This window comes from Streptomyces sp. NPDC031418 (assembly GCF_055581605.1).
In genome coordinates, this window is record NZ_JBVIJC010000002.1 from 308,932 (window position 1) to 335,231 (window position 26,300).

Annotated in this window: 23 protein-coding genes; 19 read left to right on the plus strand and 4 right to left on the minus strand. The window is 71.0% G+C overall.

Annotation, left to right across the window (positions count from 1 at the left end):
- Positions 1-53 precede the first annotated feature (53 nt).
- The gene (locus ACZ5CZ_RS03545) at positions 54-2,591 is read left to right on the plus strand and encodes a RelA/SpoT family protein (protein WP_385844388.1); all 2,538 of its coding nucleotides are present in this window, start codon (positions 54-56) and stop codon (positions 2,589-2,591) included.
- A 70-nt stretch (positions 2,592-2,661) separates the two neighbouring features.
- Here the strand turns inward: ACZ5CZ_RS03545 and ACZ5CZ_RS03550 are convergent, their stop codons facing one another.
- Both ACZ5CZ_RS03550 and ACZ5CZ_RS03555 read right to left on the minus strand, forming a co-directional pair.
- Positions 2,662-3,891 (minus strand): DUF349 domain-containing protein, encoded by a 1,230-nt coding sequence (locus ACZ5CZ_RS03550; protein WP_385844387.1) that lies wholly within the window; start codon positions 3,889-3,891, stop codon positions 2,662-2,664.
- 153 nt (positions 3,892-4,044) lie between these two features.
- Complete coding sequence (locus ACZ5CZ_RS03555; protein ID WP_385844385.1) at positions 4,045-4,869, minus strand: peptidylprolyl isomerase; 825 nt, start codon at positions 4,867-4,869, stop codon at positions 4,045-4,047.
- 169 nt (positions 4,870-5,038) lie between these two features.
- Between ACZ5CZ_RS03555 and ACZ5CZ_RS03560 the strand changes: the two genes are divergently transcribed.
- From ACZ5CZ_RS03560 to rpsD, 5 genes are all read left to right on the plus strand, one after another.
- Positions 5,039-5,746: an MBL fold metallo-hydrolase gene (locus ACZ5CZ_RS03560; protein ID WP_385844383.1), complete on the plus strand. Its 708-nt coding sequence runs from the start codon at positions 5,039-5,041 to the stop codon at positions 5,744-5,746.
- 12 nt (positions 5,747-5,758) lie between these two features.
- Positions 5,759-7,021, plus strand: coding sequence for a histidine--tRNA ligase (gene hisS / locus ACZ5CZ_RS03565; protein WP_385844382.1), 1,263 nt, complete (start codon positions 5,759-5,761; stop codon positions 7,019-7,021).
- A gap of 271 nt (positions 7,022-7,292) precedes the next feature.
- A complete protein-coding gene (locus tag ACZ5CZ_RS03570) occupies positions 7,293-7,949 on the plus strand; it encodes a vitamin K epoxide reductase family protein (RefSeq protein ID WP_385844380.1) in 657 nt (218 codons plus the stop codon).
- Positions 7,950-7,990: 41 nt separating this feature from the next.
- Positions 7,991-9,346 (plus strand): replication-associated recombination protein A, encoded by a 1,356-nt coding sequence (locus ACZ5CZ_RS03575; RefSeq protein WP_385844379.1) that lies wholly within the window; start codon positions 7,991-7,993, stop codon positions 9,344-9,346.
- A 318-nt stretch (positions 9,347-9,664) separates the two neighbouring features.
- Positions 9,665-10,279, plus strand: coding sequence for a 30S ribosomal protein S4 (rpsD, locus tag ACZ5CZ_RS03580; protein ID WP_385844377.1), 615 nt, complete (start codon positions 9,665-9,667; stop codon positions 10,277-10,279).
- A gap of 106 nt (positions 10,280-10,385) precedes the next feature.
- Here rpsD and ACZ5CZ_RS03585 read toward each other — a convergent pair whose 3' ends face one another.
- The gene (locus tag ACZ5CZ_RS03585) at positions 10,386-12,533 is read right to left on the minus strand and encodes an ATP-binding protein (RefSeq protein ID WP_468938787.1); all 2,148 of its coding nucleotides are present in this window, start codon (positions 12,531-12,533) and stop codon (positions 10,386-10,388) included.
- 170 nt (positions 12,534-12,703) lie between these two features.
- Between ACZ5CZ_RS03585 and ACZ5CZ_RS03590 the strand changes: the two genes are divergently transcribed.
- The 13 genes from ACZ5CZ_RS03590 to nusB all read left to right on the plus strand — a co-directional run bounded on the left by ACZ5CZ_RS03590 (position 12,704) and on the right by nusB (position 25,598).
- Positions 12,704-13,129, plus strand: coding sequence for a DUF948 domain-containing protein (locus ACZ5CZ_RS03590; protein ID WP_385844578.1), 426 nt, complete (start codon positions 12,704-12,706; stop codon positions 13,127-13,129).
- A gap of 16 nt (positions 13,130-13,145) precedes the next feature.
- Positions 13,146-13,514, plus strand: a complete 369-nt coding sequence (locus ACZ5CZ_RS03595) for a hypothetical protein (RefSeq protein WP_468938790.1) — start codon at positions 13,146-13,148, stop codon at positions 13,512-13,514.
- On the plus strand, positions 13,514-16,186 hold the full coding sequence (gene alaS / locus ACZ5CZ_RS03600; RefSeq protein WP_385844373.1) for an alanine--tRNA ligase: 2,673 nt from the start codon (positions 13,514-13,516) through the stop codon (positions 16,184-16,186). The genes ACZ5CZ_RS03595 and alaS overlap by 1 nt, the downstream gene beginning before the upstream one ends.
- 15 nt (positions 16,187-16,201) lie before the next feature.
- Positions 16,202-16,666, plus strand: a complete 465-nt coding sequence (gene ruvX / locus ACZ5CZ_RS03605) for a Holliday junction resolvase RuvX (RefSeq protein WP_385844372.1) — start codon at positions 16,202-16,204, stop codon at positions 16,664-16,666.
- Positions 16,667-16,789: 123 nt separating this feature from the next.
- The gene (mltG, locus tag ACZ5CZ_RS03610) at positions 16,790-18,469 is read left to right on the plus strand and encodes an endolytic transglycosylase MltG (RefSeq protein ID WP_385844370.1); all 1,680 of its coding nucleotides are present in this window, start codon (positions 16,790-16,792) and stop codon (positions 18,467-18,469) included.
- Positions 18,450-19,289, plus strand: coding sequence for a shikimate dehydrogenase (locus ACZ5CZ_RS03615; RefSeq protein WP_385844369.1), 840 nt, complete (start codon positions 18,450-18,452; stop codon positions 19,287-19,289). The genes mltG and ACZ5CZ_RS03615 overlap by 20 nt, the downstream gene beginning before the upstream one ends.
- A gap of 165 nt (positions 19,290-19,454) precedes the next feature.
- Positions 19,455-20,639: a chorismate synthase gene (gene aroC, locus ACZ5CZ_RS03620; RefSeq protein WP_450785099.1), complete on the plus strand. Its 1,185-nt coding sequence runs from the start codon at positions 19,455-19,457 to the stop codon at positions 20,637-20,639.
- Positions 20,636-21,154 (plus strand): shikimate kinase, encoded by a 519-nt coding sequence (locus ACZ5CZ_RS03625; protein WP_385844366.1) that lies wholly within the window; start codon positions 20,636-20,638, stop codon positions 21,152-21,154. The genes aroC and ACZ5CZ_RS03625 overlap by 4 nt, the downstream gene beginning before the upstream one ends.
- Positions 21,151-22,242, plus strand: coding sequence for a 3-dehydroquinate synthase (gene aroB, locus ACZ5CZ_RS03630; RefSeq protein WP_385844365.1), 1,092 nt, complete (start codon positions 21,151-21,153; stop codon positions 22,240-22,242). Before ACZ5CZ_RS03625 ends, aroB begins: the two co-directional genes overlap by 4 nt.
- Positions 22,243-22,400: 158 nt before the next feature.
- Entirely contained in the window at positions 22,401-23,372 is a 972-nt protein-coding gene (locus ACZ5CZ_RS03635; protein WP_468938796.1) for an AAA family ATPase, read from the plus strand.
- A gap of 69 nt (positions 23,373-23,441) precedes the next feature.
- A complete protein-coding gene (locus tag ACZ5CZ_RS03640; protein ID WP_468938798.1) occupies positions 23,442-24,545 on the plus strand; it encodes a M24 family metallopeptidase in 1,104 nt (367 codons plus the stop codon).
- Between the two features lie 49 nt (positions 24,546-24,594).
- Complete coding sequence (gene efp, locus ACZ5CZ_RS03645; RefSeq protein WP_385844360.1) at positions 24,595-25,161, plus strand: elongation factor P; 567 nt, start codon at positions 24,595-24,597, stop codon at positions 25,159-25,161.
- Positions 25,162-25,163: 2 nt separating this feature from the next.
- Entirely contained in the window at positions 25,164-25,598 is a 435-nt protein-coding gene (gene nusB, locus ACZ5CZ_RS03650; RefSeq protein ID WP_385844359.1) for a transcription antitermination factor NusB, read from the plus strand.
- Between the two features lie 195 nt (positions 25,599-25,793).
- Here the strand turns inward: nusB and bldD are convergent, their stop codons facing one another.
- Positions 25,794-26,297, minus strand: a complete 504-nt coding sequence (gene bldD / locus ACZ5CZ_RS03655) for a transcriptional regulator BldD (protein ID WP_014671524.1) — start codon at positions 26,295-26,297, stop codon at positions 25,794-25,796.
- Between the last annotated feature and the right edge of the window lie 3 nt (positions 26,298-26,300).

The window sequence follows — 26,300 nt, forward strand, 5'->3', positions numbered from 1 at the left end:
ATGGGGTATCCGGAGCCTGACCGGGGGACCCGGATCGCGCACGAGGAGCCCTCTTGCCAGACGAGGCCCAGCCACTGACCGCCGCCAAGCCCGAGCCCGCCTCGGCGCCCGCGGCCAAGCCCGCGCCGGACGCGTCCCACGCGAAGAACGACACCCGCGGGACGCTCGAGCACGCCCAGTCCGCGCCCGTCGAGAAGGCTGCCGAGGCCTCCCGCCCCAAACCGGCCCCGCCCGAGCGCCCGGCCCAGCCGCCGGTGGTGCGCCAGCCCGCCGCCCAGCCGACCCGCAGCGGCTCCTCCAACCGCGTCCGCGCCCGCCTCGCCCGCCTCGGCGTCCAGCGCGCGAACCCCTACAACCCGGTCCTGGAACCGCTGCTGCGCATAGTCCGCAGCAACGACCCCAAGACCGAGAACTCCACGCTCCGCCAGATCGAGCGCGCCTACCAGGTCGCCGAGCGCTGGCACCGCGGGCAGAAGCGCAAGAGCGGCGACCCGTACATCACGCACCCGCTCGCCGTGACCACCATCCTGGCCGAGCTGGGCATGGATCCGGCCACCCTGATGGCCGGGCTGCTGCACGACACCGTCGAGGACACCGAGTACGGCCTCGACCAGTTGCGCCGCGACTTCGGCGACACCGTCGCGCTGCTCGTGGACGGCGTCACCAAGCTGGACAAGGTCAAGTTCGGCGAGGCCGCGCAGGCCGAGACCGTGCGCAAGATGGTCGTGGCCATGGCCAAGGACCCGCGGGTCCTGGTCATCAAGCTCGCCGACCGCCTGCACAACATGCGCACCATGCGCTACCTCAAGCGGGAGAAGCAGGAGAAGAAGGCGCGGGAGACCCTCGAGATCTACGCGCCGCTGGCCCACCGCCTCGGCATGAACACCATCAAGTGGGAGCTGGAGGACCTCGCCTTCGCGATCCTCTACCCCAAGATGTACGACGAGATCGTGCGTCTGGTGGCCGAGCGCGCGCCCAAGCGGGACGAGTACCTCGCCATAGTGACCGACGAGGTGCAGGCCGATCTCCGGGCCGCCCGCATCAAGGCGACCGTCACCGGCCGCCCGAAGCACTACTACAGCGTCTACCAGAAGATGATCGTACGGGGCCGCGACTTCGCGGAGATCTACGACCTGGTGGGCATCCGTGTCCTCGTCGACACGGTCAGGGACTGCTACGCGGCCCTGGGCACCGTGCACGCGCGATGGAACCCGGTCCCCGGCCGGTTCAAGGACTACATCGCGATGCCCAAGTTCAACATGTACCAGTCGCTGCACACGACGGTCATCGGGCCCAACGGCAAGCCGGTGGAGCTCCAGATCCGCACCTTCGACATGCACCGGCGCGCCGAGTACGGCATCGCCGCGCACTGGAAGTACAAGCAGGAGGCCGTCGCCGGCGCTTCCAAGGTCCGCACGGACACGCCCAGGTCGTCCGCCAAGGACAAGGACGCCATCAACGACATGGCGTGGCTGCGGCAGCTGCTGGACTGGCAGAAGGAGACCGAGGACCCGGGCGAGTTCCTGGAGTCCCTGCGCTTCGACCTGTCCCGCAACGAGGTCTTCGTCTTCACGCCCAAGGGCGATGTCATCGCCCTGCCCGCGGGCGCCACCCCCGTCGACTTCGCGTACGCCGTCCACACCGAGGTCGGCCACCGCACCATAGGAGCGCGGGTCAACGGCAGGCTCGTACCGCTCGAGTCGACCCTGGACAACGGCGACCTGGTGGAGGTCTTCACCTCCAAGGCGCCCGGCGCCGGGCCGTCCCGGGACTGGCTCGGGTTCGTCAAGTCGCCGCGGGCGCGCAACAAGATCCGGGCCTGGTTCTCCAAGGAACGCCGGGACGAGGCGATCGAGCAGGGCAAGGACGCCATCGTCCGCGCCATGCGCAAGCAGAACCTGCCGATCCAGCGCATCCTCACCGGCGACTCCCTGGTCACCCTGGCCCACGAGATGCGGTACTCGGACATCTCCGCGCTGTACGCGGCGATCGGCGAGGGCCATGTCTCCGCACAGCACATCGTGCAGAAGCTCGTCCAGGCCCTGGGCGGCGAGGAGGCCGCCACCGAGGAGATCGACGAGGCGGTCCCGCCCTCCCGCAGCCGCGGCCGCAAGCGCCGCTCCAGCGCGGACCCGGGTGTCGTCGTCAAGGGCGTCGACGATGTGTGGGTCAAGCTGGCCCGCTGCTGCACGCCGGTGCCGGGCGACCCGATCATCGGCTTCGTGACCCGCGGCAGTGGCGTATCGGTTCACCGCAGCGACTGCGTCAATGTCGACTCGCTCTCCCGTGAGCCCGAGCGCATCCTCGACGTCGAGTGGGCGCCCACCCAGTCCTCGGTCTTCCTGGTCGCCATCCAGGTCGAGGCGCTGGACCGCTCCCGGCTGCTGTCGGACGTCACCCGCGTCCTGTCGGACCAGCACGTCAACATCCTGTCGGCGGCCGTCCAGACCTCCCGGGACCGGGTGGCCACCTCCCGCTTCACCTTCGAGATGGGCGACCCCAAGCACCTGGGGCACGTCCTGAAGGCCGTCCGCGGCGTGGAGGGCGTGTACGACGTCTACCGCGTGACGTCGGGACGCAGCCGCTCGTAACCCCGCGGCAGGCAAGCCGAAGGGCCCCGTACCGCCGGTACGGGGCCCTTCGGCGACGCTCAGGAGGAACTCAGCCGCCGAACTCCTGAAGGCCCTTCAGAGCCTGCTCAAGCAGCGCCTGACGGCCCTCCAGCTCGCGCTCCAGCTTGTCGGCCTTGGAGGTGTTGCCCTGGGCGCGCGCCTGCTCGATCTGGCCCTTCAGCTTGTCCACGGCGGCCTGGAGCTGACCGGTCAGCCCCTCGGCACGCGCGCGTGCCTCCGGGTTGGTGCGGCGCCACTCGGCCTCCTCGGCCTCCTGGATCGCCCGCTCGACCGCGTGCATCCGGCCCTCGACCTTCGGACGCGCGTCCCGCGGGACGTGGCCGATGGCCTCCCAACGCTCGTTGATCGAGCGGAAGGCGGCCCGCGCGGCCTTCAGGTCCGTGACCGGCAGGAGCTTCTCGGCCTCCTCGGCCAGCTCCTCCTTCAGCTTCAGGTTCTCGGCCTGCTCCGCGTCCCGCTCGGCGAAGACCGAGCTGCGGGCGGCGAAGAACACGTCCTGGGCGCCGCGGAAGCGGTTCCACAGCTCGTCCTCGTGCTCGCGCTGGGCGCGGCCCGCGGCCTTCCACTCCGCCATCAGCTCGCGATAGCGGGCCGCCGTCGGACCCCAGTCCGTGGAGCCGGACAGCGCCTCGGCCTCGGCGACCAGCCGCTCCTTGATCCTGCGCGCGTCCTCGCGCTGCGCGTCCAGCTGCGCGAAGTGCGCCTTGCGGCGCTTGGAGAACGCCGACCGCGCGTGCGAGAAGCGGTGCCACAGCTCGTCGTCGGACTTGCGGTCCAGACGCGGCAGGCCCTTCCAGGTGTCCACCAGCGCCCGCAGCCGCTCACCGGCCGCCCGCCACTGGTCGGACTGGGCCAGCTGCTCCGCCTCGGCGACCAGATCCTCCTTGGCCTTGCGGGCCTCGTCGGACTGCTTGGCCCGCTGCACCTTGCGCTCCTCGCGGCGCGCCTCGACGGTCTCCACGAGCTTGTCCAGCCGCTTGCGCAGCGCGTCCAGATCACCGACGGCGTGGTGCGCGTCGACCTGCTCGCGCAGATGACCGATCGCGGTCTGGGCGTCCTTCGCCGACAGGTCGGTGGTCTGCACGCGCTTCTCGAGGAGGCCGATCTCGACAACCAGGCCCTCGTACTTGCGCTCGAAGTAGGCAAGCGCCTCCTCGGGGGAGCCGGCCGCCCAGGATCCGACGACCTGCTCGCCGTCGGCCGTACGCACGTACACGGTCCCCGTCTCGTCGACGCGGCCCCACGGGTCGCTGCTCACAGCGCCTCCTCCACATGATGCCTGCGGGGGTTTCTGCGCCCCGGGCATCGTCCACAGTTTCGTCACGGCCAACATAGGCGACCAGCGGGTTGCCTGTCCGCATCCAGCGCGACCGAAATTCCGCAGTTGGCCGTTCTCGGGTTTACGACGACGTCAGGACTTCGTGACGGTCGCCTTGTTGATCACGACGGTCGCGTTCGGGGCGCCGTCGCCCTGGCCCGTGCTGTCGCCCGCGGCGGCGATCTTCTGGAGCACCTTCATGCCCGCCGCGTCGACCGTGCCGAACGGGGTGTAGCTGGGCGGCAGCGGGCTGTCCTTGTAGACCAGGAAGAACTGGCTGCCCCCGGTGTGCTTCTGCCCGGTGTTCGCCATCGCCACCGTGCCCGCCGGGTAGGTGTGCTTCGCGAGGCTCTTGTCCTTCAGGTTCTCGTCCGGGAGCGTGTAGCCGGGCCCGCCCATGCCGGTGCCCTGCGGGTCGCCGCACTGGAGCACGTAGATGCCCTGGGTGGTCAGCCGGTGGCACTTGGTGTGGTCGAAGTACCCCTTGCCCGCGAGGAAGTCGAAGGAGTTCACCGTGTGCGGGGCGGCCGCGGTCTTCAGCGCGACGCCGATGTCACCGCACGTCGTGGCGAGCTTCAGCGTGTAGTTCGCCGACGTGTCGATCGTCATCGCCGGCTCCTTCTTCCAGCTCAGCTTCTTCACGGCGCCCGCGGCCGGCTTCGCGCACGGGTCCGGTGCCTTGCTGGGGGCGGAGGGGCTCGGGCTGACCTGGTTGCCCGCGTTGGTCTTCTTGTCGTCGCCGCCCTTCATCACCCCGGTCGTGTACAGCGCGACGCTGCCGATCACGATTACGCCGAGGACCGACGCGATGACGGAGTTGCGCATACGGGACTTGCGCCGCGCGTCGGTGCGCCGCTGCTGCTGCCGCAAGAACTTCTCCCGGGCGAGCTGACGCCGCCGCTGCTCCTGGCTGACCACCGGGTTCTCTCCTCATGCGTGTCGTGTGTCGGGCGGTACGCGTAGGTACTCGTGAGCCGACCGCTGCGTGTAGCCCCGTACCGTATATGGGTTCGCTGAGGAAACGGCAGCGCCGGTAGGCTCTGACCGAAGCCGAAGCCGCCAGTAATCGACACAACGAAGGACGATCGTGCTCATTGCCGGGTTCCCCGCCGGGGCCTGGGGGACGAACTGTTATCTCGTCGCCCCCGCCGCCGGTGAGGAGTGCGTGATCATCGACCCCGGCCACCAGGCCGCCGCAGGCGTCGAGGATGCGCTGAAGAAGCATCGGCTCAAGCCCGTCGCCGTCGTCCTCACCCACGGCCACATCGACCATGTGGCCTCGGTCGTCCCGGTGTGCGGCGCGCACGACGTGCCCGCCTGGATCCACCCCGAGGACCGCTACATGATGAGCGATCCCGAGAAGGCGCTCGGCCGGTCCATCGGCATGCCGCTGATGGGCGAGCTGACCGTGGGGGAGCCGGACGACGTCCGCGAGCTGACGCACGGCAGCACGCTGGAGCTGGCCGGGCTGGAGTTCTCCGTCGCGCACGCGCCGGGCCATACCAAGGGGTCGGTGACCTTCCGGATGCCCGAGACCGCCGACGTCCCGTCGGTGTTCTTCTCCGGGGATCTGCTGTTCGCCGGCTCCATCGGACGCACCGACCTGCCGGGCGGATCCATGGAGGACATGGTGCAGTCGCTGGCCCGGGTGTGCCTGCCGCTCGACGACTCCACCGTGGTGCTGTCCGGCCACGGCCCCCAGACGACCATCGGCCAGGAGCGCGCCACCAACCCCTATCTGCGGCAGGTGGCCGCCGGCCAGGGAGCTTCGCCGGCTCCCCGACGAGGAATGTGACGAGAGACTTCCGTGAGCACTTTCAAGGCCCCCAAGGGCACGTACGACCTGCTGCCGCCGGACAGCGCCAAGTTCCTGGCCGTCCGTGAGGCCATCGCCGCGCCGCTCAGGAACTCCGGCTACGGCTACATCGAGACGCCCGGGTTCGAGAACGTGGAGCTGTTCGCCCGCGGCGTGGGCGAGTCCACCGACATCGTGACGAAGGAGATGTACGTCTTCGAGACGAAGGGCGGCGACCGGCTGGCCCTGCGTCCGGAGACGACCGCGCCGGTGCTGCGCGCGGTGCTGGAGGCCAACCTGTACAAGACGGGCAACCTCCCGGTGAAGGTCTGGTACTCCGGTTCGCAGTACCGCTACGAGCGCCCGCAGAAGGGCCGCTACCGCCACTTCTCCCAGGTCGGCGCCGAGGCGATCGGTGCGGAGGACCCGGCGCTGGACGCCGAGCTGATCATCCTGGCCGACCAGGCGTACCGCTCGCTGGGTCTGCGCGAGTTCCGCATCCTGCTCAACAGCCTGGGCGACAAGGAGTGCCGGCCGGTGTACCGGGCGGCACTGGTGGACTTCCTGCGCGGCCTGGACCTGGACGAGGACACCCGGGCCCGCGTCGACATCAACCCGCTGCGCGTCCTGGACGACAAGCGCGAGTCGGTGCAGAAGCAGCTGGCGGGCGCCCCGCTGCTGCGGGACTACCTGTGCGACGCCTGCAAGGCGTATCACGAGGAGGTCCGCGAGCTGATCAGCGCGGCGGGCGTGTCCTTCGAGGACGACCCGAAGCTGGTCCGCGGCCTGGACTACTACACCCGGACCACCTTCGAGTTCGTGCACGACGGTCTGGGCTCCCAGTCCGCGGTGGGCGGCGGCGGCCGGTACGACGGCCTGTCCGAGATGATCGGCGGCCCCGCGCTGCCGTCCGTCGGCTGGGCCCTGGGCGTGGACCGTACGGTGCTGGCGCTGGAGGCGGAGGGCATCGAGCTGGACATCCCCGCGGCGACCAGCGTCTTCGCGGTGCCGCTCGGCGAGGAGGCCCGCCGGGTGCTGTTCGCGAAGATCACCGAGCTGCGCAAGGTGGGCATCGCGGCGGACTTCTCGTACGGCGGGAAGGGCCTGAAGGGCGCCATGAAGAACGCCAACCGCAGTGGCGCCCGGTACGCGATCGTCGCCGGCGAGCGCGACCTCGCCGAGGGCGTCGTCCAGCTCAAGGACATGGAGTCCGGTGAGCAGACGGCGGTCGGCGTGAACGAGATCGTGGCCGAGCTGGAAGCGCGGCTCGGCTAGCCGTCAGCGGCTCGGAGGGCGCCGGTCACCGAGGGGTGGCCGGCGCTCTGCCGTTTCCGGCCGCCGGTCCGGCGGATGTCAACCTGGCGGGCGTCGGGTCGCCCTGCGCTCATCTGTCTGCTGTCATGCCCATGAAAACGGCCGGAACCGGGCGGTTCGCGGCCTTCGCGCGTGCCCTCTTATCTCCAGCGAACGGTGCGCACACAGGCGCGTGCGGCACAATGAGCCCTGCCCGAAGATGGTCCAACTCTCAAGTGACGGAATCGGTCTGATGAGCAAGACGACAGTCAAAGACGTCTCCGCGGATCCCGGTCCCGAGCGCGCCGCCGACGCCCCGCGCGCGGTGGGCGGCAGCCGTGCCCTCGCCCTGCTGCTGGTGATCACCGGCGCGGCCGGACTGCTGGCCGCCTGGGTCATCACGATCGACAAGCTGAAGATCCTCGAGGCCAAGGCCGCCGGCAAGACCTTCACGCCCAGTTGCAGCGTCAACCCGGTCGTGTCCTGCGGCAGCGTCATGGAGAGCAAGCAGGCCGCCGTCTTCGGCTTCCCGAACCCGATGCTCGGCCTGGTCGCCTACGGCATCGTGATCTGCGTCGGCATGAGCCTGCTGGCCCGCGCCCGCTTCCCGCGCTGGTACTGGCTGACCTTCAACTTCGGCACGCTCTTCGGCGTCTGCTTCGTGACCTGGCTCCAGTTCGAGTCCCTGTACCGGATCAACGCGCTGTGCCTGTGGTGCTCGCTGGCCTGGGTCGCCACCATCACCATGTTCTGGTACGTCACCTCGTTCAACGTCCGCAACGACTTCCTGCCGGCCCCCCGCTGGCTGAAGTCCTTCCTCGGCGAGTTCACGTGGGTGCTGCCGGTCACGCACTGCGGCATCATCGCGATGCTCATCCTGACCCGCTGGGGCAGCCAGCTCTGGGCCTGACCCCGGGCCGCGTTGTCAGTGGCGTGTCTTAGGGTTTCAGAGTGGAACCCGACCTCTTCACCGCCGCAGCGGAAGATCGCCAGGAGAAGGACCCGGCAGGCAGCCCCCTGGCGGTGCGGATGCGCCCGCGCACGCTCGACGAGGTCGTCGGCCAGCAGCATCTGCTGAAGCCGGGCGCCCCGCTGCGCAGACTGGTCGGCGAGGGCTCCGGCGGCCCCGCCGGACCCTCCTCGGTGATCCTCTGGGGGCCGCCCGGCACCGGCAAGACGACCCTCGCGTACGTGGTCTCCAAGGCCACCAACAAGCGGTTCGTGGAGCTGTCCGCGATCACCGCCGGCGTCAAGGAGGTCCGGGCGGTCATCGACGGCGCCCGCCGGGCCACCGGAGGCTTCGGCAAGGAGACCGTCCTCTTCCTGGACGAGATCCACCGCTTCAGCAAGGCCCAGCAGGACTCCCTGCTCCCGGCGGTGGAGAACCGCTGGGTGACGCTGATCGCCGCGACCACCGAGAACCCGTACTTCTCGGTGATCTCCCCGCTGCTCTCCCGCTCCCTGCTGCTCACCCTGGAACCCCTCACGGACGACGACGTCCGCGGACTCCTGCGGCGCGCCCTCGGTGACGAACGCGGCCTGAAGGGCGCCGTCTCCCTCCCCGAGGACACCGAGGCCCACCTGCTGCGCATCGCCGGCGGTGACGCCCGGCGCGCCCTGACCGCCCTGGAGGCCGCCGCGGGAGCCGCCCTGGACCAGGGCGAGTCCGAGATCACCCTGCAAACCCTGGAGCAGACCGTCGACCGGGCCGCGGTGACGTACGACCGCGACGGCGACCAGCACTACGACGTCGCCAGCGCCCTGATCAAGTCCATCCGCGGCTCCGACGTGGACGCCGCGCTGCACTACCTGGCCCGCATGATCGAGGCGGGCGAGGACCCCCGGTTCATCGCCCGCCGGCTGATGATCTCCGCCAGCGAGGACATCGGCCTCGCCGACCCGAACGCCCTGCCCATCGCGGTCGCCGCCGCCCAGGCCGTCGCGATGATCGGCTTCCCGGAGGCCGCGCTCACCCTCAGCCACGCCACCATCGCCCTGGCCCTCGCCCCCAAGTCGAACTCCGCCACCACCGCGATCGGCGCCGCCCTGGAGGACGTACGCAAGGGCCTGGCCGGCCCGGTCCCCCCGCATCTGCGCGACGGCCACTACAAGGGCGCCGCCAAACTCGGCCACGCCCAGGGCTATGTGTACCCGCACGACCTGCCCGAGGGCATCGCCCAGCAGCAGTACGCCCCGGACGCCCTGAAGGACCGCGCCTACTACACCCCGACCCGGCACGGCGCCGAGGCGCGGTACGCGGACGCGGTGGAGTGGACCCGCAAGCACCTCGGTCGCAGCCGGTCCTGAGCGCCCTGTAGACTTCGCCGGAGTGCTGAGTCCCGCGCTGTCAGAACGGGGCAACCAGCCGGAGTCCGGCCCCCGGGGCCAGTCCCTGGGAAAACGGACTCCAGGAGCGTCGCGCACCGTCGATCGGTGTCGCGGGCAGCCCACCACCACCCGGAGTCCCGGGACGGTCGGTGGGCCACTCGCGTGCTGCACGTATGTGCCCAGACCAGGGGAGCGGCTGCCCGACAGGTCCCGAGCGGACCCGGAGGGTTTCCCCGGCTGCGGATGCGACCTCCCGCGAGCCCTGACAAGCCGAACACTACGAAAGAGATTGAGACAGTGGCGAACCAGTCCCGTCCCAAGGTCAAGAAGTCGCGTGCCCTCGGCATCGCGCTGACCCCGAAGGCCGTCAAGTACTTCGAGGCCCGCCCCTACCCGCCGGGCGAGCACGGCCGCGGCCGCAAGCAGAACTCGGACTACAAGGTCCGTCTGCTCGAGAAGCAGCGCCTGCGCGCTCAGTACGACATCTCCGAGCGCCAGCTGGTCCGCGCCTACGAGCGTGCGTCCAAGGTCCAGGGCAAGACCGGTGAGGCCCTGATCGTCGAGCTGGAGCGCCGCCTCGACGCGCTGGTCCTGCGTTCGGGTATCGCCCGCACGATCTACCAGGCCCGCCAGATGGTCGTCCACGGCCACATCCAGGTCAACGGCCAGAAGGTCGACAAGCCGTCCTTCCGTGTCCGCCCGGACGACGTCGTGCAGGTCCGCGAGCGCTCCAAGGAGAAGACGCTCTTCACGATCGCCCGCGAGGGTGGCTTCGCCCCCGAGGGTGAGACCCCGCGCTACCTCCAGGTGAACCTCAAGGCCCTGGCGTTCCGCCTGGACCGCGAGCCGAACCGCAAGGAGATCCCGGTGATCTGCGACGAGCAGCTCGTCGTCGAGTACTACGCCCGCTGATCCCAGCCCCGGCGCAGCACCACTCAGCCCGCCGTCTCCCCGTCCCGGTCCTGCCGGGCGGGGAGGCGGCGGGTTCGTGTTTCCCGGCCCCTGCGGGCGGCGGCGCTCAGGTGGCGGGCAGGTCCGGCCGATGGGCCGGCCGGCGGGGGCCCCGCACCCGGTTCCCCGCGCCCCGCGCAGCACCCTCGGCCCCCGGGGCACCCGGCGGCGGCACCCGGTCGTGCCGCAGCGCACGGGCCACCGCCGCCGCGCGGTCCAGCCGGGCCCCCTCCCGCACGCACTCCTCGTACCGCGCGTCGCCGAGCGCCTCCCGGGCGAGCTCCTCGCACCGCTCGTGCGGAGCGTTGTAGTACGCCGAGCCGAACAGCGGCAGCCCCACCGACGGCCACATCCGGCCCGCCGCCCCCTGGAGCACCGCGGCCTCGGCCGGATCGCCCTGGACCGCGGTCACCAGGGCCAGCAGCTCCAGCGAGAGCACCGAGCCGAGCAGATCGTGGAAGGCGTGCGCATGGTCCAGGCAGTCGCCGAGCAGCCGCCGCGCGCCGCCCGGGTCGCCGCCCTGCCAGGCCGCGTACGCCAGCACATACAGCGCGTACGACCGGGCCCAGCGCTCCCCGTGGTCCTCGCACACCCGCCGTACGTCCTCGCACAGCCGCACCGCGTCCGGCAGATCCCCCTGGAACGCCCGGGTCATCGCCAGCTCCACCTGGCCCATCAGCACATTGCTGTTCAGCTCGCCGATCTCCTGGTAGCGGTCCAGCGCCGACCGCAGCAGCGTTTCTGCACGGGCCATGTCATCGGTGACCAGGGCCAGACAACCGGCGCGGTGCTCCGCGTACGCCATCGCCGTGGCATCGGCCGCCCGCTCCGCCTCCTGACGGCACTCGTGCAGCGTGGTCAGCGCGGACACGGTGTCGCCCTGGAGGATCGCCACATAGCCGAGCACCCACAGCGCCTTCAGCCGGGACCGCTCGTACCCTGACTCCAGCTGCACGCTTCGCTCCAGCCAGTGCCGCCCCTCCGCCAGCCGCCCGCACCCCACCCAGCAGAACCACAGCGACCCCGCGAGGTACTGGCCGAGATGCGCCTCGTCCGGCTCGGTCAGACAGAACTCCAGCGCGGCCCGCAGATTCGGCAGCTCCGCCTCGACCCGGGCGGCCACCTCCCGCTGCCGGGGTGAGAACCAGTCCAGCTCGCACCAGGTCGCCAGCCCCAGGTACCAGTCCCGGTGCCCCCGGCGCAGCCGGACCGCGTCCCCGGTCGCCTCCAGCCAGTCCCGGCCGTAGGCCCGTACGGTGTCGAGCATCCGGTAGCGCGGACCCGCAGCCGTCTCCTCGCGGGCGATGACCGACTGGGCGACCAGCTCCGCCACCACGTCCAGGACGTCCTCGGCGGGCAGCCCGTCCCCGCTGCACACGTACTCGGCGGCCTCCAGGTCGAAGGTCTGCGCGAACACCGACAGACGTGCCCACAGCAGCCGCTCGGCGGGCGTGCACAGCTCGTGGCTCCAGCCGATCGCCGTGCGCAGCGTCTGGTGCCGGGCGAGTCCGTCCCGGCTGCCGCCGGTCAGCAGCCGGAACCGGTCGTCCAGCCGCTGGAGCACCTGGGCCGGGGAGAGCGCCCGCAGCCGGCCCGCCGCCAGCTCCAGCGCCAGCGGGATGCCCTCCAGACGGCGGCACAGCTCCCGCACCTCGGGCCCGTCGGACACCGACAGCCCCTGTTCCCGGGCCCGCTCCGCGAACAGCTCCACCGCCTCCTGCGTACCGAGCGGTGCCAGCGCGAACAGCCGCTCGCCCGCGAGGCCCAGCGGACGCCGGCCGGTGGCCAGCACCCGCAGCTCGGGCAGCCTGCGCAGCAGCTCCGCGACCAGATCCGCGCAGGCCTCCACCAGATGCTCGACCCCGTCCAGCAGCAACAGGGCGGGCCGGCCGGCCAGTTGCTCCAGCAGCGTCTCGCGGGGGGTGCGGGCGGTGTGGTCGGTCAGCCCCAGTGCCTCGGCGACCGCGTACTCCACGAACTCCGGGTCGCACACCGGAGCCAGCTCCACCCGCCCGTGCCCGGTGCCCCAGGCCGCCGCGACCCGGGCGGCCAGCCGGGACTTGCCCACGCCGGCGACCCCGGTCACCGTCACCAGCCGGGCCTGCCGCACCGCCGCGGCCAGCTCGGTCAGCTCGGCCGAGCGCCCGACGAAACCGGTCAGCTCAAGGGGCGGAACACCGCCGGAAAAGGGATCTGGGCGCTGATGACCTCGCATGGGACACGGAGCGTACTGAACCGTGTGCAATGCGTACAATCGCTTCCCGTAACCCGGCCGATTCCACGGTCCCCACCGTCAATCCGGTACGGAGCCTCCGCCCCGGCGCGATAGGCTCGGGACACGACTTTTTCGATGCTCAGGCACGTTTCAGGGAGCGGGTGCGCACAGTGTCCGGTGGAGAGGTGGCCGGGATCCTGGTGGCCGTCTTCTGGGCGATCCTGGTCTCCTTCCTCGCCGTCGCGCTGGCGAGGCTGGCCCAGACGCTCAAGGCGACCACCAAGCTCGTGGCGGACGTGACCGACCAGGCCGTCCCGCTGCTGGCCGACGCCTCCCAGGCGGTGCGGTCCGCGCAGACCCAGATCGACCGGGTCGACGCCATCGCCTCCGACGTGCAGGAGGTCACCTCGAACGCCTCCGCGCTGTCGAGCACGGTCGCGTCCACCTTCGGCGGCCCCCTGGTGAAGGTCGCCGCCTTCGGCTACGGCGTCCGCCGGGCGCTCGGCGGCCGCAAGGAGGACGTGCCCGCCAAGTCGCCCCGGCGTACCGTGATCGTGGGCCGCACGGTCCCCGCCGCACGACGCAAGCGGAAGTAAGGACTGAGACCGAGCGATGTTCCGCCGTACGTTCTGGTTCACCACCGGCGTCGCCGCCGGAGTGTGGGCCACCGCCAAGGTCAACCGCAAGCTGAAGCAGCTGACCCCGGAGAGCCTGGCCGCGACCGCGGCGAACAAGGCCCTGGAGACCGGTCAGCGGCTGAAGGAGCGCGCGGTCGGCTTCGCGCTCGACGTCCGCGACAACATGGCCCAGCGGGAGGCCGAGCTGGAAGAGGCTCTGGGCATCCACGAGAGCCCCGAGCTTCCGGCACCCACGCGGTACGCCGCCATCGAGAACCCCCGCGGCGACCACCGCGGCGACAACAGCACACCGAAGTACATCGAAGCCCCGATGTACTCGTACAACCGGAATGAGGACCACTGATGGAGTCGGCCGAGATTCGCCGCCGCTGGCTGAGCTTCTTCGAGGAGCGCGGGCACACCGTCGTCCCTTCGGCGTCGCTCATCGCGGACGACCCGACTCTGCTCCTCGTCCCCGCCGGCATGGTGCCCTTCAAGCCCTACTTCCTGGGTGAGGTCAAGCCTCCGTTCCCGCGCGCCACCAGCGTGCAGAAGTGCGTGCGCACGCCCGACATCGAAGAGGTCGGCAAGACCACGCGCCACGGCACGTTCTTCCAGATGTGCGGCAACTTCTCCTTCGGCGACTACTTCAAGGAAGGCGCCATCACCTACGCCTGGGAGCTGCTCACCACGCCCCAGGACAAGGGTGGTTACGGCCTCGACCCCGAGCGTCTGTGGATCACCGTCTACAAGGACGACGACGAGGCCGAGCGCATCTGGCACGAGGTCGTCGGCGTGCCGAAGGAGCGCATCCAGCGCCTCGGCATGAAGGACAACTACTGGTCCATGGGCGTCCCCGGCCCGTGCGGCCCCTGCTCCGAGATCAACTACGACCGCGGCCCCGAGTTCGGCGTCGAGGGCGGCCCCGCCGTCAACGACGAGCGGTACGTGGAGATCTGGAACCTCGTCTTCATGCAGTTCGAGCGGGGCGAGGGCATCGGCAAGGACAACTTCGAGATCCTCGGGGACCTGCCGAGCAAGAACATCGACACGGGCCTCGGCCTGGAGCGGCTCGCCATGATTCTGCAGGGCGTGCAGAACATGTACGAGATCGACACCTCCATGGCCGTCATCGACAAGGCCACCGAGCTGACCGGCGTCCGCTACGGCGACGCGCACGACTCGGACGTCTCCCTGCGCGTGGTGACCGACCACATGCGTACGTCCGTGATGCTCATCGGCGACGGTGTCACCCCCGGCAACGAGGGCCGCGGCTATGTGCTGCGCCGCATCATGCGCCGCGCCATCCGCAACATGCGCCTGCTCGGCGCCACCGGTCCGGTCGTCAAGGACCTGATCGACACCGTGATCGCCATGATGGGCCAGCAGTACCCCGAGCTGATCACCGACCGCGAGCGCATCGAGAAGGTCGCCCTCGCCGAGGAGAACGCCTTCCTGAAGACGCTGAAGGCCGGCACCAACATCCTCGACACCGCCGTCACCGAGACCAAGCAGGCCGGTGGCACCGTCCTCTCCGGCGACAAGGCGTTCCTGCTCCACGACACCTGGGGCTTCCCGATCGACCTCACCCTGGAGATGGCCGCCGAGCAGGGCCTCGCCGTGGACGAGGAGGGCTTCCGCCGCCTGATGAAGGAGCAGCGGGAGCGCGCCAAGGCCGACGCCCAGGCCAAGAAGACCGGTCACGCCGACATGGGCGCCTACCGGGAGATCGCCGACTCCGCCGGTGCCACCGACTTCATCGGCTACACCGACACCGAGGGCGAGACCACGATCGTCGGCATCCTGGTCGACGGCGTCTCCTCGCCGGCCGCCACCGAGGGCGACGAGGTCGAGATCGTCCTGGACCGCACCCCGTTCTACGCCGAGGGCGGCGGCCAGATCGGCGACACCGGCCGGATCAAGGCCGACACCGGTGCCGTCATCGAGATCCGCGACTGCCAGAAGCCGGTGCCGGGCGTGTACGTCCACAAGGGCGTCGTCCAGGTCGGCGAGGTCACCGTCGGTGCCAAGGCCCACGCCTCGATCGACTCCCGCCGCCGCAAGGCCATCGCCCGCGCCCACTCGGCCACCCACCTGACCCACCAGGCCCTGCGCGACGCCCTCGGCCCGACGGCCGCCCAGGCCGGTTCGGAGAACCAGCCCGGCCGCTTCCGCTTCGACTTCGGCTCGCCGTCCGCCGTGCCGACGGCCGTGATGACCGACGTCGAGCAGAAGATCAACGAGGTGCTCGCCCGTGACCTCGACGTGCACGCCGAGGTCATGGGCATCGACGAGGCCAAGAAGCAGGGCGCCATCGCCGAGTTCGGCGAGAAGTACGGCGAGCGGGTCCGCGTGGTCACCATCGGCGACTTCTCCAAGGAGCTGTGCGGCGGTACGCACGTGCACAACACCGCCCAGCTGGGTCTGGTGAAGCTGCTCGGCGAGTCCTCCATCGGTTCGGGTGTCCGCCGTATCGAGGCCCTGGTCGGCGTGGACGCCTACCACTTCCTCGCCCGTGAGCACACGGTGGTCAACCAGCTGACCGAGCTGCTCAAGGGCCGCCCGGAGGAGCTGCCGGAGAAGGTCTCCTCGATGCTCGGCAAGCTGAAGGACGCCGAGAAGGAGATCGAGAAGTTCCGCGCGGAGAAGGTGCTCCAGGCCGCCGCCGGCCTCGCCGAGTCCGCCCGGGACGTGCGCGGTGTGGCCGTGGTGACCGGCCAGGTCCCGGACGGTACGACCCCCGACGACCTGCGCAAGCTGGTCCTCGACGTGCGCGGCCGCATCCAGGGCGGACGGGCCGCGGTCGTGGCCCTGTTCACCGTCACGGGCGGCAAGCCGCTGACGGTCATCGCCACCAACGAGGCCGCCCGCGAGCGTGGTCTCAAGGCCGGTGACCTGGTCCGTACGGCCGCCAAGACGCTCGGTGGCGGCGGTGGCGGCAAGCCGGACGTCGCCCAGGGCGGCGGTCAGAACCCGGCTGCCGTCGGCGAGGCCGTCGAGGCCGTCGAGCGTCTCGTAGCCGAAACCGCCAAGTAAGGAAACGGTCGGAATATGCGCAGAGGACGTCGACTCTCGATCGACGTCGGGGATGCCCGGATCGGGGTCGCCTCGTGCGACCCCGATGGGATCCTCGCCACACCGGTGGAGACGGTCCCGGGCCGGGACGTCCCCGCCGCCCACCGCCGGTTGCGTCAACTGGTGGAGGAGTACGAGCCGATCGAGGTCGTCGTCGGCCTTCCTCGCTCCCTCAAGGGGGGCGAGGGTCCGGCCGCGGTCAAGGTCCGCGCCTTCGCCCAGGAACTGGCCAAGGGCATCAAGCCGGTGCCGGTCCGCCTGGTGGACGAGCGGATGACGACCGTGACCGCCTCCCAGGGGCTGCGCGCCTCGGGGGTGAAGGCCAAGAAGGGCCGCTCCGTCATCGACCAGGCGGCGGCCGTCATCATCCTCCAGCAGGCCCTGGAATCCGAACGGGTGTCAGGCAGAGCACCCGGCGAGGGCGTCGAAGTGGTCATCTGATCGCGATACGGTAACGTTCCGCGCGATGCGCCGGTGTTCGAACAGCCGGGGCACAGCAAGAGGCGGAACGGCAACCGGCCCACCGGCCGCGTGACCGCTCGGCCTCGCGGCTCTAGGGGATCGATGACTGAGTATGGCCGGGGCGCAGGCCCCGAACCGTGGCATCCGCAGGACCCGTTGTACGGGGACGGCGGATGGGAAGGGCAGCAGGCGCACGTCGGCCCGCAGTCTGCCTACGGCGGCCAGCCGCAGCATTACCCGCAGCAGCCGCAGTACGGAGACTGGAGCCACGAGCAGCAGCCCGGATACGACGGACAGCAGCACCAGTACTACGACGACCAGGGCCATCTTCCGTACGACCAGGGGTACGCCGGCCAGACCCAGCAGCAGTACCACCAGGGCGGCTGGGACGCGACCGGCACCCATGGCCAGGTGCCGTACGCGGCCGATCCCGGCGACCCCTACGGCCAGCAGCCCGTGGCCTACGGCGGGGAGCAGCCCGATCTCTACGGCACCGAGGACGCCTACCCGCCACCGGAGCCGCCCGGCCGCAGGCGTCCCGAGCCGGTCGCCGAACCGGAGCCGGAGACCGCGCCCGCCGAGGAGGAGCACGCCTTCTTCGCGGGCGGCGGGGATGACGACGACGAGGAGCACGAGCTCCAGAGCCGCCGCGAGCGGCGCGGCAAAGGGAAGAAACCCGCCAAGAAGGGCCAGAAGCGGCGCACCGGCTGCGCCTGCATGGTGGTCGTCCTGGTCTTCGGCGGCGGCCTCGCCGGGGTCGGCTACTACGGCTACACGTTCTACCAAAATCGTTTCGCCCCGGCCCCGGACTACACGGGCAACGGCACCGGCCAGGCCGTCACCGTGGAGATCCCCAAGGGTGTGGGCGGCTGGGAGATCGGCCGCCGTCTGAAGGAGGCCGGTGTCGTCAAGAGCGCCGAGGCGTTCGTGCATGCCCAGGGCCAGGTCTCGGGCGGCGACTCCATCCAGGCCGGCGCCTATCTCCTGAAGAAGGAGATGTCCGCCGTCAGCGCCGTGAAAATGATGCTGGACCCGAAGAGCCAGAACAATGTCATGGTGACTCCGGGCGAGCGGAACGCGCGCGTCTACGAGGCGATCGACGCGAAACTCGAACTCTCCGCGGGTACCACCAGGAAGGCCGCCGAGAAGGAGTACAAGAGCCTCGGTGTGCCGCTCTGGGCGCAGAACACGCCGTACAGCAGCGACATCAAGGACCCGCTGGAGGGCTTCCTCTTCCCGGGTACCTATCCGGCCGCCAAGGGCATGAAGCCGGACGTCGTCCTCAAGCAGATGGTGTCCCAGGCGAAGTCCAAGTACGACGCCTACGGCCTCACCGCGAAGGCCCGGGCGCTGGGGCTGCAGAACGCGTTCGAGCTGGTCACGGTCGCGAGCCTGGTCCAGGCCGAGGGCAAGACGCACGAGGACTTCCGCAAGATGGCGGAGGTGGTCTACAACCGTCTCAAGCCGACCAACACCGAGACCAACCAGCTGTTGCAGTTCGACTCGACCTACAACTACCTCAAGGGCACGAGCAACATCCATATCTCCGAGAAGGAGATCAACAGCAACCAGAACCCGTACAACACCTACACCCACAAGGGACTTCCGCCCGGCCCCATCGGCAACCCCGGTGAGGAAGCGATCATGGCGGCGCTGAATCCGACGCACGACGGCTGGATCTATTTCGTGGCGACCGACGGCCAAAGCAATACCGAATTCGCCAAGACCTACGAAGAATTCAAGCAGCTCAAGGACAAGTTCAATGCCACCTCGGGCAACTGACGCCCGCCGGGCCGCCGTGCTCGGTCGGCCCATCGCCCACTCGCTCTCCCCGGTGCTGCACCGGGCCGCGTACGACGAACTCGGGCTCACCGACTGGTCGTACGAGCGCTTCGAGGTCGACGAGGCCCAACTGCCCGGCTTCCTGGACGGGCTCGGACCGGAGTGGGCGGGGCTGTCGCTGACCATGCCGCTGAAGCGGGCGGTCATCCCGCTGGTCGACGAGATCAGCGAGACGGCCGCCTCGGTGGACGCGGTCAACACGGTCGTCTTCACCGAGGACGGCCGACGCCTGGGTGACAACACGGACATCCCGGGCATGGTGGCGGCCCTGCGCGAGCACGGCATCGAACAGGTCGACTCGGCCGCGATCCTCGGCGCCGGTGCCACCGCCTCCTCCGCCCTCGCCGCCCTCGCCCGGATCTGCACCGGCGAGGTCGTCGCCTATGTGCGCAGCGCGGGCCGGGCCGCCGAGATGCGGCAGTGGGGCGAGCGGCTGGACGTCGAGGTCCGTACGGCCGACTGGGCGGACGCGGCCGAGGCCCTGCGCGCCCCCCTGGTGATCGCCACCACGCCCGCCGGGACCACCGACGCCCTCGCCGCCGCCGTACCCGAGCGCCCCGCCACCCTCTTCGACGTCCTCTACGAACCGTGGCCCACCGAGCTGGCGGCCCGCTGGTCCATGTTCGGCGGCGCCGTGGTCGGCGGCCTGGACCTGCTCGTCCACCAGGCCGTCCTCCAGGTCGAACAGATGACCGGCCGTACCCCGGCCCCGCTGGAGGCCATGCGCCACGCCGGAGAGAAGGCGCTCGCCGCCCGCTGAGGCTCCACTCGCGCGTCCGACTGCTGGACCGGCGGCCGGGAAACGGCCGGGGACGTGGGAGGATCGGAGGTGGCGGGCCGGGGTCGCGCACCCGGTCACGCCGTCGCCGTCCAGGCTTACGCGGGTACGGCGGGCAGTGCCGGGCGCGAACACTGAGGAGCACCGTTGAGCAGGCTGCGTTGGCTGACCGCGGGGGAGTCCCACGGTCCCGCACTTGTCGCGACGCTGGAGGGCCTTCCCGCCGGCGTGCCGATCACCACCGACATGGTGGCGGACCACCTCGCGCGGCGGCGGCTCGGCTATGGCCGCGGTGCGCGGATGAAGTTCGAGCGGGACGAGGTCACCTTCCTGGGTGGCGTCCGGCACGGACTCACGCTCGGCTCGCCGGTCGCGGTCATGGTCGGCAACACCGAGTGGCCGAAGTGGGAGCAGGTCATGGCGGCCGACCCCATCGATCCCGAGGTGCTGGCCGGGCTCGCCCGGAACGCCCCGCTGACCCGCCCCCGGCCCGGCCACGCGGACCTCGCCGGCATGCAGAAGTACGGCTTCGACGAGGCCCGGCCCATCCTGGAGCGCGCCTCCGCCCGGGAGACCGCGGCCCGCGTCGCGCTCGGCGCCGTCGCCCGCTCCTACCTGAAGGAGACGGCCGGCATCGAGATCGTCTCCCACGTGGTCGAGCTGGCCTCCGCGAAGGCCCCCTACGGCGTCTACCCGACCCCGGCCGACGTGGAGAAGCTGGACGCCGACCCGGTGCGCTGCCTGGACGCGGACGCCTCGAAGGCGATGGTCGCGGAGATCGACCAGGCCCACAAGGACGGCGACACCCTCGGCGGTGTGGTCGAGGTGCTGGCCTACGGCGTACCCGTGGGCCTCGGCTCGCACGTCCACTGGGACCGGCGCCTGGACGCCCGGCTGGCCGGGGCCCTGATGGGCATCCAGGCGATCAAGGGCGTCGAGGTCGGCGACGGCTTCGAGCTGGCCCGGGTGCCCGGCTCCAAGGCGCACGACGAGATCCTCACCACCGCCGAGGGCATCAAGCGCTCCTCCGGCCGCTCCGGCGGCACCGAGGGCGGCCTCACCACCGGCGAGCTGCTGCGCGTCCGCGCCGCGATGAAGCCCATCGCGACCGTCCCGCGTGCCCTCCAGACCGTGGACGTCGTCACCGGCGAGCCCGCCCAGGCCCACCACCAGCGCTCCGACGTCTGCGCGGTGCCGGCCGCCGGCATCGTCGCCGAGGCCATGGTCGCGCTGGTCCTCGCGGACGCGGTCGCCGAGAAGTTCGGCGGCGACAGCGTGGCGGAGACCCGCCGCAACGTGCAGTCCTACCTCGACAACCTGCGGATCCGGTGAGCGCCGTGCCTGCGGTCGTGCTGATCGGGCCGATGGGCGTGGGCAAGTCCACCGTCGGGCAACTGCTGGCCGAGCGCCTCGGCGTCGGCTACCGGGACACCGACGACGACATCGTCGCCGCCGAGGGCCGCACCATCGCCGACATCTTCGTGGAGGACGGCGAGCCCGCCTTCCGCGCGATCGAGAAGAGGGCCGTGCACACGGCCCTCGCCGAGCACGAGGGCGTCCTCGCGCTCGGCGGCGGAGCCATCCTCGACCCGGACACCCGCGCGCTGCTCACCGGGCACCGGGTGGTCTACCTCTCCATGGACGTCGAGGAGGCCGTCCGGCGCACCGGCCTGAACGTGGCCCGCCCGCTGCTCGCGGTCAACCCGCGCAAGCAGTGGCGCGAGCTGATGGAGGCCCGGCGGCACCTGTACGAGGAGGTCGCCACCGCCGTCGTACCGACCGACGGCCGCACCCCCGAAGAGGTCACCCGAGCAGCGCTGGACGCACTGGAGTTGAAGGAAGCATGAGCGAGGCAGTCACCCGGATCCAGGTCGCCGGCACCGCGGGCACCGACCCCTACGAGGTGCTGGTCGGCCGGCAACTCCTGGGCGAGCTGGCCGGCTTGGTCGGGCCGAAGGCCAAGCGGGTCGCGGTGATCCACCCGGAGGCGCTCGCCGAGACCGGGGACGCGCTCCGCGCCGACCTGGCCGGGCAGGGGTACGAGGCGATCGCCATCCAGGTGCCCAACGCGGAGGAGGCCAAGACCGCCGAGGTCGCCGCCTACTGCTGGAAGGCCCTGGGCCAGTCCCACTTCACCCGCTCCGACGTCGTCGTCGGCGTGGGCGGCGGCGCCACGACGGACCTCGCGGGCTTCGTGGCCGCCACCTGGCTGCGCGGGGTCCGCTGGATCGCCGTCCCGACCACCGTCCTCGCGATGGTGGACGCGGCGGTCGGCGGCAAGACCGGCATCAACACCGCCGAGGGCAAGAACCTGGTGGGTGCCTTCCACCCGCCGGCCGGCGTCCTGTGCGACCTCGCCGCGCTGGACTCCCTCCCGGTGAACGACTACGTCTCCGGACTCGCGGAGATCATCAAGGCCGGCTTCATCGCCGACCCGGCGATCCTCGACCTCATCGAGTCCGACCCCGAGGCCGCGCGCACCCCGGCGGGTCCGCACACGGCCGAGCTGATCGAGCGTTCGATCCGGGTGAAGGCGGAGGTCGTCTCCGCGGATCTGAAGGAGTCGGGTCTGCGGGAGATCCTCAACTACGGCCACACGCTCGGCCACGCCATCGAGAAGAACGAGCGCTACAAGTGGCGGCACGGCGCCGCGGTCGCGGTCGGCATGCACTTCGCCGCCGAACTGGGCCGCCTGGCGGGCCGCTTGGACGACGCGACGGCGGACCGGCACCGGACGATCCTCGAATCCGTCGGTCTCCCGCTGCACTACCGCTACGACCAGTGGCCCAAGCTGGTGGAGACGATGAAGGTCGACAAGAAGTCCCGCGGCGACCTGCTGCGCTTCATCGTCCTGGACGGACTGGCCAAGCCCACCGTGCTGGAGGGCCCGGACCCGGCGGTGCTGCTCGCCGCCTACGGCGAGGTCGGGCAGTAGGTCCGCAGCCTGCCCTATTCCCTTTCGATACCGGGCACTTACGGTCGCCCCCGGCCGTTTCACCGATGAACGGCCGGGGAGGGTACCGTTCGGTAGGCGGCGGGTGTTCACGCCCGCCACCAGCACCAATTGCCTTGTACGAGACGGAGTGGCAACGGATGCAGCACGCGATGGGGTCGCCGCTGCCGCAGCCCCACCAGCCGGGGCAGCCGCCGCACGCCGGCTGGGTGGCGGCCGCACACCACCCGGGCGCGCACCCGCACCCGGGCGCCTCCCACGGACCCGCCCCCGTGCCCCCGGCGCCGGGCTTCCCGGCCCCGGCCGGCGGGCCCGTCCCTCCCGCACCCGGGCAGCCCCCGGCGCCCCAGCCCCCCGTCACGCAGCCGCCGGTCGCACCACCCCCGGTCACGCCGCCCCCGGTGGCACCGCCCCCGGTGGCACCGCCCCCGGCGGTGCAGCACGCGCCCGCCGCGCCGCCGCCGGACGCCACCGGTCATGTGCCGCTGCCGCCCGGCGGCCCGGTCGGCGTGCCCATGGCGCCCCCGGCCCAGGCCGCGCTGCCCGACGCGACGGCCACCACGCTGGCCGTGCTGCTGATCGGCCCGGCGGGCGCCGGCAAGACCAGCGTCGCCAAGTACTGGGCGGACCACCGGCGCGTCCCCACGGCCCACATCAGCCTGGACGACGTCCGCGAATGGGTCCGCTCGGGCTTCGCCGACCCCCAGTCCGGGTGGAACGACAACTCCGAGGCCCAGTACCGCCTGGCCCGCCGCACCTGCGGCTTCGCCGCGCGGAACTTCCTGGCCAACGGCATCTCCTGCATCCTGGACGACGCGGTCTTCCCGGACCGCCCGGTGGTCGGCCTCGGCGGCTGGAAGCGGCACGTGGGCCCCGGCCTGCTGCCGGTCGTCCTGCTGCCGGGCCTGGACATCGTCCTGGAGCGCAACGCCGAGCGCACCGGCAACCGCCGCCTCACCGACGAGGAGGTGGCCCGCATCCACGGCCGCATGGCGGGCTGGTACGGCTCGGGCCTGCCGATCATCGACAACTCCCAGCTCGATGTCCCCGGCACGGCGAAGGTCCTGGACGACGTCCTGGCCAGAGCCATAGCAAGCCCTCCGAACTGGTGACTTCCGCCCCAAACCCCACTCGGACCCACCCAACCAGCAGAAGTCGGTCAAAACTCCTACGCTCATCTCATGTCAGAGGTGTACGCGAACCGCCGATCCCGGCTGAGGGACCACGTCACCGCGGCCGGCACCGCGGCGGCGCTCATCACCCGCCCCGCCAATGTGCGCTACCTCGCGGCCGCGGCCCCGCGGGGCGCCGCCCTGCTCCTCGGCAGACATGAGGATCTCCTCGTGTGCGCGGGCCCGCCCGAGGACCGCCCCTACGAGGGCAGGCCGGACGAACACCTGCGGCTGCACACCGTGCCCACGGGCGGCGACGCCGCCGTCGCGGCGGCCGGCCTGGCCGCGGGGCAGGGCGCCGACTCGCTGGCGGTGGAGGAGCACCACCTCACCGTGGCGCGGCACCGAGCCCTCTCCTCGGTGGCCCCGAGGATCCGCCTGACCGACCTCGGCGCCGCCGTGGAACAGCTCCGGGTCGTCAAGGACGAGGAGGAGATCTCCTGCCTCCGCATCGGCGCCGAGATCGCCGACCAGGCCCTCGGCGAGCTGCTGGAGTCCATCCTGGTCGGCCGCACCGAACGGCATCTCGCGCTGGAGCTGGAGCGCCGGCTGGTCGACCACGGCGCCGACGGCCCGGCCTTCCCCACCTCCGTGGCCGCCGGCCCGCACTCCGGCCGCCGTGGCCACCGGCCCACCGACCGGCGGGTGGAGGAGGGCGACTTCCTCTCGGTCTGCCTCGGTGCCACCTACCGCGGCTACCGCTGCGAGATCGGCCGCACCTTCGTGATCGGCACCTCGCCCGCCGACTGGCAGATCCAGCTCTACGACCTCGTCTTCGCCGCTCAGCGGGCCGGACGCGAGGCGCTGGCCCCCGGCGCCGCCTACCGTGACGTGGACCGCGCGGCACGCCAGGTACTGGACTCCGCGGGCTATGCGGAAGCCCTGCCACCGCTGACCGGACACGGGGTCGGACTCGAAATCGACGAGGACCCGCAGTTGGCGCCCTCCGCCATGGGTAAACTGGACGCTTGCGTGCCGGTCACCGTCGAACCGGGGGTCCACCTCCCGGGCCGGGGCGGTGTCCGGATCGATGACACGCTCGTCGTACGCCCCGAGGCGGACGGCGGACCCGAGCTACTCACCATCACGACCAAGGAGCTGCTCGCGCTGTAGGAGTGCGTGCCCCGGGGTCGTCCACGTCAGTCCAGGAGATTCCGCAACCGTGGCTTCCACGAACGACCTCAAGAACGGCATGGTGCTCAAGCTCGAAGGCGGCCAGCTCTGGTCCGTCGTCGAGTTCCAGCACGTCAAGCCCGGCAAGGGCCCGGCCTTCGTGCGCACCAAGCTCAAGAACGTGCTGTCCGGCAAGGTCGTCGACAAGACCTTCAACGCCGGCGTCAAGGTCGAGACGGCCACTGTCGACAAGCGGACCATGCAGTTCTCGTACATGGACGGCGACTACTTCGTCTTCATGGACATGGACACGTACGACCAGCTGATGGTCGACCGCAAGTCCGTCGGCGACGCCGCCAACTTCCTGATCGAGGGCTTCGAGGCCACCGTCGCCCAGCACGAGGGCGAGGTGCTCTTCGTCGAGCTGCCGGCCGCCGTCGAGCTGACGGTCGCCGAGACCGAGCCCGGCCTCCAGGGCGACCGGTCCACCGGTGGCACCAAGCCGGCCAAGCTGGAGACCGGCCACCAGATCCAGGTCCCGCTCTTCATCACCACCGGTGAGAAGATCAAGGTCGACACCCGCACGAGCGACTACCTCGGCCGGGTGAACAGCTAACCGTGGCTGCTCGCAACACGGCCCGCAAGCGCGCCTTCCAGATCCTCTTCGAGGGCGACCAGCGCGGCGCCGACGTCCTGACGGTCCTCGCCGACTGGGTCCGGCTGTCCCGGACCGACACCCGGCAGCCGCCGGTCAGCGAGTACACGATGCAGCTGGTCGAGGGCTACGCCGGGCGCGCCAAGCGGATCGACGAGCTGATCGCCCAGTACGCGGTCGGCTGGACGCTCGACCGGATGCCCGTCGTGGACCGCAACATCCTGCGGCTGGGCGCGTACGAGCTGATCTGGGTCGACGAGACCCCGGACGCCGTCGTGCTGGACGAGATGGTGCAGCTGGCGAAGGAGTTCTCGACCGACGAGTCGCCCGCGTTCGTCAACGGCCTGCTGGGCCGGCTGAAGGAGCTCAAGCCGTCCCTGCGCCGCGACCAGGCGTAAACAGCCGTTACGCCGACGCCGGAGGGCCCGCAGCACGCCTGTGCTGCGGGCCCTCCGGCGCATCTCCGCGGCGACGGCGTTTCTCTACGGCGACGGCGCTTTTCTTCGGCGACCGTGAAAACGCCGCCGGGGTGGCCGGACCCATAAGGTTCCGGCCACCCCGGCGGCACGTTTCTGCTGGCCCCGCTGGAGCGGTTACGCCTCTTCGTGGGTGGCCACGGCGCGGCGCGCGTCCGCGTCCAGGACGCCCCAGCTGATCAGCTGCTCGGTGAGGACCGAGGGCGACTGGTCGTAGATGACGGCGAGTGTGCGCAGGTCGTCCTGGCGGATCGACAGCACCTTGCCGTTGTAGTCACCGCGCTGGGACTGGATCGTGGCCGCGTACCGCTGCAAGGGGCCCGCCTTCTCGGCCGGCACGGTGGCCAGCCGCTCCAGGTCCAGGACCAGCTTCGGCGGCGGCTCGGCGGCGCCGCCCGGCGTGGTGCCCGGCAGGAGCTCCTGCACCGGAACGCCATAGAAATCGGCCAGCTCGGCAAGGCGCTGCACGGTCACGGCGCGGTCGCCGCGCTCGTACGAACCGACCACCACGGCCTTCCAGCGACCCTGGGACTTCTCCTCGACACCGTGGAGGGAAAGGCCCTGCTGGGTGCGGATGGCACGGAGCTTCGCCCCGAGCTGTTTGGCGTATTCGCTGGACATATA

Excerpts from the sequence above, each read along its gene's own strand:
- ACZ5CZ_RS03570 (WP_385844380.1), top strand. The coding sequence starts at position 7,293 with ATGAGCAAGACGACAGTCAAAGACGTCTCCGCGGATCCCGGTCCCGAG.
- ACZ5CZ_RS03585 (WP_468938787.1), bottom strand. The coding sequence starts at position 12,533 with ATGCGAGGTCATCAGCGCCCAGATCCCTTTTCCGGCGGTGTTCCGCCC.
- ACZ5CZ_RS03595 (WP_468938790.1), top strand. The coding sequence starts at position 13,146 with ATGTTCCGCCGTACGTTCTGGTTCACCACCGGCGTCGCCGCCGGAGTG.
- alaS (WP_385844373.1), top strand. The coding sequence starts at position 13,514 with ATGGAGTCGGCCGAGATTCGCCGCCGCTGGCTGAGCTTCTTCGAGGAG.
- ruvX (WP_385844372.1), top strand. The coding sequence starts at position 16,202 with ATGCGCAGAGGACGTCGACTCTCGATCGACGTCGGGGATGCCCGGATC.
- mltG (WP_385844370.1), top strand. The coding sequence starts at position 16,790 with ATGACTGAGTATGGCCGGGGCGCAGGCCCCGAACCGTGGCATCCGCAG.
- ACZ5CZ_RS03615 (WP_385844369.1), top strand. The coding sequence starts at position 18,450 with ATGCCACCTCGGGCAACTGACGCCCGCCGGGCCGCCGTGCTCGGTCGG.
- aroB (WP_385844365.1), top strand. The coding sequence starts at position 21,151 with ATGAGCGAGGCAGTCACCCGGATCCAGGTCGCCGGCACCGCGGGCACC.
- ACZ5CZ_RS03635 (WP_468938796.1), top strand. The coding sequence starts at position 22,401 with ATGCAGCACGCGATGGGGTCGCCGCTGCCGCAGCCCCACCAGCCGGGG.
- ACZ5CZ_RS03640 (WP_468938798.1), top strand. The coding sequence starts at position 23,442 with ATGTCAGAGGTGTACGCGAACCGCCGATCCCGGCTGAGGGACCACGTC.
- bldD (WP_014671524.1), bottom strand. The coding sequence starts at position 26,297 with ATGTCCAGCGAATACGCCAAACAGCTCGGGGCGAAGCTCCGTGCCATC.